The sequence below is a fragment of the candidate division KSB1 bacterium genome (assembly GCA_034506335.1).
Classification (GTDB): domain Bacteria; phylum Zhuqueibacterota; class Zhuqueibacteria; order JANLFK01; family Oleimicrobiaceae; genus Oleimicrobium.
Genome location: JAPDPR010000071.1, coordinates 1 through 11,517 on the forward strand (window position 1 = coordinate 1; position 11,517 = coordinate 11,517).

Sequence of the window (11,517 nt, forward strand, 5' to 3'; positions counted from 1 at the left end):
TGGTATGGACCCTTTGTTCCGCCTGCCGAGGGGGGACTGCAAAAGTACGACCTCTGGGCATTCATGCTCATGAACAAGGTTTTGGTCCAGTACCACGAGATTACCGGGGATGAACGTGCCTTGGGGGCAGTAGTCCGCTGTCTGAAGACAATGCACCAGCACCTGACCACCTACCCCCTCTACAACTGGGGGCGCTTCCGCTGGTTCGAAAACCTCATCCCCATCTACTACGCCTATCGACACACAGGGGAGGCCTGGCTCCTGGAGCTTGCCCGCCTGCATCACCAGCAGGGGTTTGACTACCCGACTTTGTATCGGCAAGAGGATGTGACAGTGCCCACGCCGCGCCGTGGCCTGTGGAAATGGACCAAACACGTGGTGAACACCGCCATGGCCGTCAAGGCCGCGGCCCTCTGGTGGCAGCTGAGCGGAGACCCTGCAGCACGTCGTTTCCCCTTTGAGATGCTCGCCATGTTGGACCGCTACCATGGCCAGGTCACCGGCGTCTTCTCCGGCGATGAATGCCTCGCAGGGAAGAACCCCTTGCAGGGCACCGAGCTCTGCGCGGTGGTGGAGCTGATGTACTCGTTGGAGCACCTACTAGCCGTTTTCGGGGAACCAGAAGTGGCCGACCGTTTGGAAAAGGTGGCCTTCAACGCGCTGCCAGCTACTTTTTCGCCCGACATGTGGGCCCACCAATACGACCAGCAGGTCAATCAAGTGCAGTGCACCGTCAATCAGGAACATTTGTGGACTACCAATGGCCCGGAATCGAACATCTACGGCCTTGAGCCCAACTTTGGCTGTTGCACGGCAAACATGCACCAGGGCTGGCCAAAGTTCGCCGCCCATCTCTGGATGCGTACCCCAGACGGTGGACTTGCTGCAGTCGCCTACGCGCCCAGCGCTGTGACGCTTGACCTTCACGGCGCCACGGTCACCGTTGCCCTGGAAACCGACTACCCATTCCGCGAAGAGCTCACTTTCAACGTGGAAACTTCCGAGACGGTGCGCTTCCCACTCTGGCTGCGCATCCCAGCGTGGGCAGAGGGGGCCCATGTGGACGTCAAAGGTGACGGCAGACCGAGGCTCCGGCCGGGCACCTTTGTCAAGATCGAGCGCGAGTGGCGCGGCTCCACCCGCTTCACCTTGACGCTCCCCATGAAGCCGCGGGTGCAGCGCCGCTACAACGATGCCGTAGCCATTGAGCGCGGGCCTTTGGTCTATGCGCTCAAGATAGGTGAGGAATGGCGCCAGGTCAATCAGGATAAACCTCACCGCGAAAAGCCCCACGCGGACTGGGAGGTCTACCCAACCAGCCCCTGGAACTATGCCCTCCGCATAGACCCCGCGGAGCCGCAAAGGTATGTCACCTTCGAGGAACGGCCAGTGGGTACCCCACCCTTCTCGCCGGAAGGGGCCGGCATGATCGCCAGGATCAAGGGCAGGCTTCTTCCCAATTGGAAGTTGCAGCATGGATGGGCCGGAGAAACACCGCCCAGCCCGGTACAATCGGACCAGCCCCTTGAGGAACTCACCCTGATTCCCTACGGCTGCACCAATATTCGCATCACCGAGTTTCCGCAGCTGGTGGAGTAACCGCCTACAGCGCTGACAAGAGTCGAGGGGTTGTGACAAACCTTGGGCGCGAATCTGGTCATCAATCTGTGTCTATCTGTGGTTTCAATTCAACCACGGATTAACACAGATTCTCCCTGATGAAGGTAGCTGGAGCGCCGCGAAAGACAACGAGCGCCAATCGGCGGTGAACAAGAAACCGCTGATAACGCTGATAAGAGCCGAGGGACTGTGACAAAAGCTTGAGCGCGACCCTTGTCGTTGATCTGTGTGTATCTGTGTCTATCTGTGTCTATCTGTGTGTATCTGTGGTTTATCAGAAACCGCGAGCCCTCATCGGCTCATTGCCAGCCGAACTCCAGCCCGGTTTGATACATGACCACTACGTTTTCGGGAGGGGTAATAGGCTGGATGTTGTGACAGGGGGCAAGAATGTAACCTCCGCCCTGACCGAGGATGCGCAGGTTGTCCAATACCTCCTGGCGCACCTGTTCCACCGTACCAAACGGCAGGGTATACTGGTTATCCACTCCACCGTGGAGCACCACCTTGTTCCCAAAGTCGCGCTTCAACCCCTCGCGCTCCATGCCAGGCGTCCGCCACTGTAGCGGGTTGAGGATGTCAATGCCCGCTTCGATCATGTCCGGGATAATGCGCCGAATTGCCCCATCGTTGTGGTGGAACACATAAGCCCCTGCCTGGTGAGCCAGATCAATCATCTTCTTCATCCGCGGTAAGAAAAACTCCCGAATCACCGCAGGCGAGAAGAGCAGATCCGTCTGCCCACCCATGTCCTCCGCTACATAGGTGTAGGTGACCTGGCCAGGCACCTGTTCATAGATGCGCAACGTCTCCTGGTAGGACAGTTCCAACAGCTGGTCGAGGCAATAATGCACCATTTCTGGATTCTCCACCAGGTCCACGAAGGCTTGCTCGTCGCCTCTGAGGTACTTGTAGGTGAGGAATGGCTCGTAAAGACCTCCGGCCAGCGGCCAGCGCTCGTGGCTTCGTGCCTGGTTGCGGATCTCCGAATAGTCCCACCAGTCCGGCTGAGGCCACGTGTAGTGGCGCTGGATCTCGTGGACCGAGGTGAACGCGGCCAAGGGGTGGTGCACACACTCCCGATAGCGTCCGCTGCCGTAATCCAGCTCGCGGAAGCGGCAACCAAAAGGGTCGGTGTCAGTGGGCAGCTGCGGACCCACGTAACGTGGCTTCAGGTGCACCACCGCGTCGATATGGAGGGCGGCAAAGAGTTCCTGTTCGTTAGAACAGCCGAGGTGGCGCATGAGGTTCTGGGTCACCTCAGGTGTGGCCCAGTAGTCCATGGGCACACGGTCAGGCTTTTCCCTCCTCAGCACCGCAAGCCACCGCTCGCGCGGCGTCATCGTCTCTTTACGCACCCTTTTCCTCACTGGCTCCTTGCACGGCGGCCGAATACACGAAAGCCGCCGGCCACCGCCGACGGCCATCCAGCCCAGCGACCCTTTGCAACCCGAGGCTACTCCTCCATAATCTCCGCTTCCTTCTTCTCCAGGAGCTGATCGATCTCCTTGATGGTCTCGTCGGTGAGCTCCTGCACCTTCTCTTGGTAGCGGCGGGAGTCGTCTTCGGAAATCTCGTGGTCCTTCTCTGCCTGCTTCAGCTTGTCATTGGCGTCGCGGCGCACATTGCGCGCGGCGATGCGCCCTTCCTCGGCGATCTTCTTGCAGACCTTGACCAGCTCTTTGCGCCGCTCCTCGGTGAGCTCAGGAATGGGCAGGCGAATAAGATGCCCGTCATTGATGGGGTTCAGCCCCAAGTCAGCCTTCAGGATGGCCTTCTCGATGGCCCCAATCACTGAACGGTCCCAGGGCTGGATGGTAATCAGCCGTGGTTCCGGCACGCCAATGTTGGCCACCTGTTTGATGGGGACCTGGGCCCCGTAATACTCCACCCGCACCGCATCCAGCAGCGCTGCGGAAGCCTTGCCGGTGCGGATCTTTGCCAACTCGGCGCCGATATTCTCCACCGTGGCGCGCATGCGCCGCTTGGCATCTTGCAGGATCATCTCGGGTTTGTCAGCCATGGCTCTCACCACTCACTTTCGTTCCAACCTTCTCACCCAAAACAACCCGCAACAGATTCCCAGGCTTATTGAGGTTGAATACGATTATGGGCAGCTTGTTGTCCATGCACAGCGTGACCGCCGTGGCGTCCATTACCTTCAGCCCTCGGCGCACCACGTCCATGTAGGAGATGGAATCAAACATCGTGGCGTCATGGTGTATCATCGGATCGGCGTCGTACACGCCATCCACCTTCGTGGCCTTGAGAATAACTTCAGCCTCGATCTCCACGGCGCGGAGGGCTGCGGTTGTATCCGTGGTGAAAAAGGGGCTCCCGGTACCAGCGGCAAAGATCACCACCCTCCCCTTTTCCAGGTGGCGGATCGCCCTACGGCGAATAAACGGCTCGGCCACCGCCTCCATTCTTATGGCGGTGAGCACCCGCGTGGGCACCCCTTTCCGCTCCAGATAGTCCTGCAGAGCCAGGGCGTTGATCACCGTGGCCAGCATGCCCATGTAGTCGGCGGTTACCCGATCCATGCCGCGCGCGCTGGCGGAAAGGCCACGAAAGATGTTGCCCCCACCGACAACAAGCCCAATCTGCACCCCGTGCTCCCGCACGGTCTTGATCTCATCAGCCACCGCGCTCACCACCGCAGGGTCGATGCCCAAGCCCTGCTGCCCCATCAAGGCCTCACCACTCAGCTTGACCAAGATGCGTTTATACGCCGGCTCCTGCACGTTTCATTCCCTTGCTGTGCCGCTTACAAAAAACCGCTGGCGTCACGTCACCAGCGGTATTGCGTCTACTCACCGAGCTGAAACCGCACAAAGCGCCTAATGACAATGTTCTCGCCCAGCTTGGCGATGTATTCTGTCACCAGGTCATTCACCGTTTTGTTCGGATCCTTGATGAAGCTTTGCTCTAACAGGCAAACTTCCTGATAGAACTTTTCAAGCTTTCCCTGGGCGATGCGCTCAACCACCTGCTCCGGCTTACGTTCGTTGCGGGCCTGGGTGCGATAGATTTCCAGCTCCTTGTCAATCACCTCGGCGGGAAGATCCTCGCGGCGCACAACCCTGGGGTTGGCGGCCGCTACCTGCATCGCCAAGTCGCGGGCCAAAGTCTTGAACTGGTCGGTTTTGGCCACAAAGTCGGTCTCGCAATTGAGCTCCAACATCACCCCCAGGCGGCTGCCCGGGTGAATGTATGCCTCGATGACTCCTTCGCGTGCCTCGCGTCCCGCCTTCTTCTGGGCGGTGGCAACCCCCTTCTTGCGCAATACCTCTATCGCCTTATCCACGTCGCCCTGTGTCTCCTCCAGGGCCTTCTTGCAGTCCATAAAGCCGGCGCCGGTCTTTTCGCGCAACGCCTTTACCTGCGCAGCCGGTACGTCCATATTCCCACTCCTTCTCCGTACTACTCTTTGCTCAGCTCTTCCCAATCCGCTACGTCTGGTGCCTCGTTTTCCTCAGGCTGTGCGGGCTCACTGGGGACAGCCTCCTCTTCCGGGCCTGGTGGTACCAGTGCCGCGCCCTCCTGTGCCTCGACGATCGCATCGGCAATCGCCCGGGTGATCAGGCTGATGGACTTGAAGGCGTCGTCGTTGGCCGGTATGGGAAAGTCGATGGGGTCAGGGTCCGAGTTGGTGTCCACAATGGCAATCACGGGGATATTGAGGCGATTGGCCTCGGACACGGCAATGGCCTCTTTCTTGGTGTCCACCACGAACAACGCCCCAGGGAGGCGATTCATGTCGGCAATGCCGCCAATAGCGCGCAACAGCTTCTCGCGCTCCCGCTCAAGGGCCAGGATCTCCTTCTTGGACAGACGGTCGTAGGTCCCATCGGTGACCATCTTCTCCAAGGTCTTGAGTCGCTTGGCGCTCTTCTTGATGGTGACGAAATTGGTCAGCGTGCCGCCCAGCCAGCGCTCCGTGACGTAGAACTGACCGCAGCGTTCTGCCTCGGCCCGTACGATGTCTTTGGCCTGCTTTTTTGTGCCCACAAAGAGCACCTTTTCGCCGCTGCGCACGATGCGTGCTACCTCCTCGCAGGCGCGCTTCAGACAGGCCTCAGTCTTTTTCAGATCAATGATGTGAATGCCGTTGCGCTCCATGAAGATGAACTTTTTCATCTTCGGGTTCCAACGGCGCGTGAGATGGCCGAAATGACATCCGGCCACCAGCAGCTCTTGCAAGCCTACTTGTGCCATACTGCTCACCTCGTGTTAGGGGTTCAGCCTCCACCTCTCCTGGTGCCCCTAAGAACCGCCACGAGGCGGCACCCCTCGGGGCAGAGAGGTGTGTGTGATCCGCGCGGAATAGGATTACCGCTTGGAGAACTGGAAGCGCTTGCGGGCGCCGGGCTGCCCGTACTTCTTGCGTTCCACCATGCGCGGGTCGCGCGTGAGGAAACCCTGGCTGCGCAGGGTCGGCCGCAGCGACTCGTCCGCCTTGGCCAGCGCGCGCGAGATGCCCAGGCGCACGGCCCCAGCCTGCCCTGACAAACCACCGCCATCCACGCGCGCGATAATGTCAAACTTGCCCAGCGTGTTGGTGATTTGCAGCGGCTGCTCGATGATCATCTTCAAGGTTTCGCGCTTGAAGTAGTCGGGCAATGGCCTACCATTGACCACCATTTCGCCCTTACCGGGCATCAGGCGCACCCGCGCCACCGCATCCTTCCGCCGTCCTACCGCTTGAAAACATACACTCTTCGTTACCATGCTCTCTCGATACTCCCAATGCAATGCAAAAGAGCCCTCATGTAGCCATCACCACTCAGACACGCGCCACCTACGCCTGGCAGCTGCGCAGGGGCCGTGCGCTGGATGCGCTTGCTACGAGCAAGACCGGCATAAGTACCGGCCTCCATGACCTCACGCCATGCCCCTGTTCCGCACCCGGCCTCATCCAACCGCCTCCAATGGCAGAGGCTCGAACAGAAATCAGATCACTCGACCGCCAGCGGCTCCGGCTGCTGGGCCTGGTGAGGGTGCTCCGCCCCAGGGTAGATCTTTGCCTTCTTCAGCAGCTTGCGGCCGAGACTGCTGTGCGGCAACATCCGGCGCACCGCTCTTCCCACCATCCCAGCAATACATACGTACACCACCTTCACCCCGTCCTGGAGCCCTGGCCCCAGACGTCTGGAAGGATCAGAAGAGCCGTAAGGACCTTAAAGTAGTGCGACAAGAACCACCCACCCTGCCGCAATTCCTCAGCAGCTGTCATCGCCTGCGGCGACTGTTAATCCTGATCCTCCAAAACCTTCACGACCTGCTGCTTGACCTGCGGCAGCCGCTGCGTTATCGCTTGCCAAACGAGGCGTTGGTCTACGCCAAAGTAAAAGTGAATCAACTTATCTCTCATCCCCGCCATTTCTTTCCATGGCACCTGGGGATATCTCTGCCGTATGTCATCAGGGATCTGCTTGGCTGCTTCCCCGATGACCTCGAGTTTTCGCACGACGGCGCTCGCGGTCTTGTCATCCACCGTGAAAGCATCAAGGCTCATTCCTGCTATGAAACTCGATGCTCTCGATTGCCGCCACGATATCTTTCAAGTACAGCCTATAGTCTCTCATACGGTGACGGCTTCCCGCAGAACCGTCTCCCTGAGTTCAGCTCGCAAGGCTCGCTTAGGTACGACATCTACGCGACGCTGGAATACCCCTTCCAAGTACAAAGCCAGTCCGATCAAGTCGAAAAGGTCAGCGCTCTCCTCAAAGTCCGCTAAGACGTCAACATCACTGTTTGATGACTGTTCCCCACGAACGAGCGAGCCGAAAAGTGCAAGCTCCCTGACCTTATAGCGGCGCGTGAGATAAGGCTTCAGTTCCCTCAGGGTCTGTCTTACGCTTTCTGCTGTCATGGAAGTGCGCCTTCCCGTCCAACTACACGTTATGCGGGTAAGCAGCTTCCAACTATACCCGACCTCTTCGGCTCAGGCGCCTACCGTGCACTATGCCTTCACTGAACCTTGTCGGCAGCGCCAGCAGTCGAGCCGCGCCCTGCTGTTTCCCTCTCCGCGGTCCGCGTCCACGCCCCCAGCACCACCTGGTTGCAGTTGATCCTCGCATGGGCGAAGGCTAGTTTCCTCTCACGCCAGAACGGTTGTGGTATACCTTCAGCCCGTGGCGAGTGCCTCGTCGGCCCCCGCTCGCTGGGGACGAGATTGCCCTCCCGAGCCCCTTCCCTGCCATCAAGTGCTTCTATGCCTGCCTGGCGTCGACCGCCAGCGGCTCCGGCTGCTGGGCCTGGTGAGGGTGCTCCGCCCCAGGGTAGATCTTTAGCTTCTTCAGCAGCTTGCGCCCCAGGCTGTTATGGGGCAACATTCCCCATACCGCATGCCGCAGCACGCGCTCCGGCTTCTCCTGAATAAGCTTGCGGTACTCTTCAACCCGCAGTCCGCCGGGATAGCCAGTGTAACGGTAGTAGCGCTTCTGCTCGGTCTTCTTGCCCGTGACCTTCACCTTTGCGGCGTTCACGACCACCACAAAATCGCCGGTGTCCAGGTGCGGCGTAAAAATAGGCTTGTGCTTGCCGCGCAGCACTGCCGCGATGCGACTTGCCAGACGCCCGAGGATCTGGTCGGTGGCGTCCACCACATACCACTTTTGTTGCACGTCCTTCTGTTTCGGCACAAAGGTCTTCAAGACTCACTACCTCCTCTCAATCCGGAAAGCTGTAAAAGGTATAAAAGACATGCTAAAGAAGCAAGCGTTTTTTTGCCGTTTACGCTGGTTCCCTGGTCCTTTGCTCTGGTTACCGTACCGCGCGCCAGTATAGCCCTCGGTTTACTAATGCAAATACCCGTCCCCGCAGCTTCCATCCCGCAAAGGGCGTATTGCGGCACTTGGACTCAAGGCGGCTGGTGTCCACAACCCACTCCGCGTGCGGATCGATAAACGTGAGATTTGCCCTCGCCCCCTTCTCCACTTTCAGCTGCTCCAGGCCCAGTACCTGGCGGGGACCGGCGCTCATGGCCCGCAGGGCCTGCGCCAAAGTGAGTACCTGGCGGCCCACCAGCTCGCGCAGCACCAGGGCCAAGCTTGTTTCCAGCCCAATAATGCCGAATGGTGCCGCCGCGTACTCCACGTCCTTCTCTTCCACGGCGTGGGGTGCGTGGTCAGAGGCGATTACCTGGATGGTGCCGTCGCGCAGCCCTGCACGCAGGGCCTCCACATCAGCGGCTGTGCGCAAGGGCGGATTCATCTTGGTGTTGGTGTCGAATCCCACCACTGCCTGGTCAGTCAGAATCAGATGGTGAGGCGTGACCTCGCAGGTCACCTGCACCCCTTCGGCGCGTGCCCGTCGGATGAGCTCCACCGAGCCGGCGGTGGAGACGTGCGCCACATGGAGCCTGCCGCCAGTGTATTTGGCCAAGGCGAGGTCGCGGGCCACGATAATCTCCTCGGCAACTGCAGGCATCCCGGGGAGCCCCAGATTGGTGGACACAAAGCCCTCGTTCATCGCGCCGCCGGCTGTCAAGCTGCGTTCCTCGCAGTGGTCGATGACCGGGCGGCCGAACATCTTTGCATATTCCAGGGCACGGCGCATCACCGCCGCATTGTGCACCGGGTCGCCATCGTCAGAAAAGGCCACGGCACCGGCATCTACCAGCTCGCCCATCTCGGCGATCTCCTCACCCTTGCGCCCCTTGGACACCGCGGCAATGGGAAACAGCTCCACAAGCTGACCGCGCGCCCGATCGCGGAGAAAATCCAGCACCTCGCGTTTGTCCGCAGGAGGCTCGGTGTTGGGCATCGGACAGATCGCAGTGAAGCCACCCGCCATGGCTGCCCGGCAGCCGCTCTCCACGGTCTCCTCATCCTCGCGCCCGGGCTCCCGCAGGTGGACGTGCATGTCCATCAACCCCGGCACTACGACCGTGCCGCTGGCATCGATGAGCTCGCCGTCAAAGGATGGGATATCTAACTTGCCCAGCTCCGCAATCACTCCATCGACGATGAGCAGATCGGCGGGCGACTCCTTGCCGCTTTCCAGGTCCAAGAGTGTCGCCCCCTTGAACAGCACTTTGTGCGCAGGTTTAGGCTGGTTCACGGTGTGCCTCTCGCTGTCATGACCCTTCCAGCGCCCCCTGTGCGCCGGCCAGCAGGTAGAGCACGGCCATGCGCACAGCCACGCCGTTGGTCACCTGATCAAGGATCACGGAAAACTCGCTATCCGCCAGGTCGCTCTCAATCTCCACGCCCCGGTTGATGGGACCGGGGTGGAGGATGGTGATCTCCTTCTTGGCCCGCTCCAGCCGGCGCCGGGTGACTCCAAAGCGGGCGTGATACTCTCGCAGCGAAGGGAAAAGTCCTGCCGCTTGCCGCTCCCGCTGAATGCGCAGCACGTTCAGCGCGTCGGCCCAGGAGATGGCCTCATCCAGGTCATGGGTCACCGGCACGCCCCAGCGCTCTGCCTCAACGGGCATGAGGGTGGAGGGCCCGCACAGCAAGACCTCCGCGCCCATGGTGCGCAGCCCGTGCAAATTGGAGCGCGCCACGCGACTGTGTTCGATGTCGCCCACAATGGCCACCTTCAGCCCCTCCAAGCGGCCGAACTTGTGGCGCAGGGTCATCATGTCCAAGAGCCCCTGGGTGGGATGCTCATGGCACCCATCCCCGGCATTGATCACCGACGCCTCCAGGCACCGGCTGAGAAAGTGGGGGGCGCCCGCGGCGCTGTGACGAATCACCACCATGTCCACCTTCATGGCCTGGATGTTGCGCGCCGTGTCCTTTAGCGTCTCTCCTTTGAGTACTGAGGAGGTAGCCGCCGAAAAGCTGACCAGGTCGGCCGAGAGCCGCTTTTCTGCCAGCTCGAATGACAGGCGCGTGCGCGTGGAGGGCTCGAAGAACACGTTTGCCACGGTGACGGCGCGCAGCGTGGGCACCTTGGGGATCGGGCGCTCCAACACCTCACGGAAAGCCTCGGCAGTGTCCAGAATGAGGCTGAGCTCCTCGCGGGTCATCCCCTCCAATTCCAGGAGGTGCTTGCGGCGGAACTCCATCTACTTGTCCTCCTCAGCCGCGACCAGAAGTACGCAGTCTCGACCGTCCTCCTCCTTCAGCCGCACCTGCACTTCCTCGCCGATGGAGGTGGGCACGTTCTTGCCCACATAGTCGGCGCGGATGGGCAGCTCGCGGTGCCCACGGTCCACCAGCACTGCCAGCTGCACCGTCGCCGGTCGGCCAAAGTCCATGAGCGCGTCCAGGGCCGCGCGCGCCGTGCGGCCGGTGTAGAGCACGTCGTCCACCAGCACGACGTTCATATCGTCGATTTCAAAGGGAATATCGGTGCCCCGCACCATAGGAATCTTGCGGCGAAAGTCGTCCCGGTACATGGTGATGTCCAGTGTACCCAAGGGGATCCGCTTGCCCTCCAAGGCCTCGATCTTGCGCACGATCCGCGCCGCCAATGGGGCGCCCCGCGTGCGGATGCCCACCACGGCAAGCTTCTCCGTGCCGCGATTCCGCTCCAGAATCTCATGCGCCAGGCGGGTGATGGTGCGCTCCAGCCCCTGTTCGTCAATCAGCTCTGCTTTCACCTTCTGCTGTGGCATCTCCGTGCCCCACGCACAAAAAAAGCCTCGGCGAGAACGCAACAAGGCTCACACTGCATCTTCAAGCCCTTGCCGATCTCACGGGATTGGCTTAAAGGGAGTAATTTCACTGGCGCAATTATACTCAATTTCTATGACTTTGTCAACCCGTTTTTCGGGGGGTTCCACGCAAAGGACGCCAGGTACACGCCAAGAACGCAAAGCTCTTTTTTTAGAGCAAAAACAGGCAGGGAAAGCTGAGAAAAAAAAGCGTGGCGCACCCTTGGCGACCTTCGCGCGAACATCATCCACGCAAAGGACGCCACGTACACGCCAAGAACGAA

At 60.3% G+C, this 11,517-nt stretch carries 12 protein-coding genes and 2 pseudogenes; 1 reads left to right on the plus strand and 13 read right to left on the minus strand.

Features of this window, described 5'->3' with window-relative positions; genetic code table 11:
• Positions 1-1,599: glycoside hydrolase family 127 protein (locus tag ONB25_14355; GenBank protein MDZ7394067.1), on the plus strand; the 1,599-nt coding region annotated here is incomplete at its 5' end.
• A gap of 320 nt (positions 1,600-1,919) precedes the next feature.
• On the opposite strand, the gene ONB25_14360 is transcribed toward ONB25_14355, so the two are convergent.
• The 13 genes and pseudogenes from ONB25_14360 to pyrR form a co-directional block, all read right to left on the minus strand.
• Positions 1,920-2,978 carry a uroporphyrinogen-III decarboxylase-like protein gene (locus ONB25_14360; protein MDZ7394068.1) on the minus strand — a complete coding sequence of 353 codons (1,059 nt, stop codon included), beginning with the start codon at positions 2,976-2,978 and terminating at the stop codon, positions 1,920-1,922.
• A gap of 98 nt (positions 2,979-3,076) precedes the next feature.
• Entirely contained in the window at positions 3,077-3,643 is a 567-nt protein-coding gene (gene frr / locus ONB25_14365; GenBank protein ID MDZ7394069.1) for a ribosome recycling factor, read from the minus strand.
• The gene (pyrH, locus tag ONB25_14370; protein MDZ7394070.1) at positions 3,636-4,364 is read right to left on the minus strand and encodes a UMP kinase; all 729 of its coding nucleotides are present in this window, start codon (positions 4,362-4,364) and stop codon (positions 3,636-3,638) included. Before pyrH ends, frr begins: the two co-directional genes overlap by 8 nt.
• A 65-nt stretch (positions 4,365-4,429) precedes the next feature.
• Entirely contained in the window at positions 4,430-5,023 is a 594-nt protein-coding gene (tsf, locus tag ONB25_14375) for a translation elongation factor Ts (protein MDZ7394071.1), read from the minus strand.
• 20 nt (positions 5,024-5,043) lie between these two features.
• Positions 5,044-5,838 carry a 30S ribosomal protein S2 gene (gene rpsB, locus ONB25_14380; protein MDZ7394072.1) on the minus strand — a complete coding sequence of 265 codons (795 nt, stop codon included), beginning with the start codon at positions 5,836-5,838 and terminating at the stop codon, positions 5,044-5,046.
• A gap of 114 nt (positions 5,839-5,952) precedes the next feature.
• Complete coding sequence (gene rpsI, locus ONB25_14385; protein ID MDZ7394073.1) at positions 5,953-6,351, minus strand: 30S ribosomal protein S9; 399 nt, start codon at positions 6,349-6,351, stop codon at positions 5,953-5,955.
• A gap of 227 nt (positions 6,352-6,578) precedes the next feature.
• A pseudogene (locus ONB25_14390) lies at positions 6,579-6,713 on the minus strand (uL13 family ribosomal protein).
• A 158-nt stretch (positions 6,714-6,871) separates the two neighbouring features.
• A pseudogene (locus tag ONB25_14395) lies at positions 6,872-7,208 on the minus strand (DUF86 domain-containing protein).
• Positions 7,205-7,495, minus strand: a complete 291-nt coding sequence (locus ONB25_14400; GenBank protein ID MDZ7394074.1) for a nucleotidyltransferase family protein — start codon at positions 7,493-7,495, stop codon at positions 7,205-7,207. Before ONB25_14400 ends, ONB25_14395 begins: the two are co-directional and overlap by 4 nt.
• A 340-nt stretch (positions 7,496-7,835) precedes the next feature.
• Positions 7,836-8,279, minus strand: coding sequence for a 50S ribosomal protein L13 (gene rplM / locus ONB25_14405; protein ID MDZ7394075.1), 444 nt, complete (start codon positions 8,277-8,279; stop codon positions 7,836-7,838).
• Positions 8,280-8,388: 109 nt separating this feature from the next.
• Complete coding sequence (locus tag ONB25_14410) at positions 8,389-9,687, minus strand: dihydroorotase (protein ID MDZ7394076.1); 1,299 nt, start codon at positions 9,685-9,687, stop codon at positions 8,389-8,391.
• A gap of 16 nt (positions 9,688-9,703) precedes the next feature.
• The gene (locus tag ONB25_14415) at positions 9,704-10,642 is read right to left on the minus strand and encodes an aspartate carbamoyltransferase catalytic subunit (protein ID MDZ7394077.1); all 939 of its coding nucleotides are present in this window, start codon (positions 10,640-10,642) and stop codon (positions 9,704-9,706) included.
• The gene (gene pyrR / locus ONB25_14420) at positions 10,643-11,194 is read right to left on the minus strand and encodes a bifunctional pyr operon transcriptional regulator/uracil phosphoribosyltransferase PyrR (protein ID MDZ7394078.1); all 552 of its coding nucleotides are present in this window, start codon (positions 11,192-11,194) and stop codon (positions 10,643-10,645) included.
• Between the last annotated feature and the right edge of the window lie 323 nt (positions 11,195-11,517).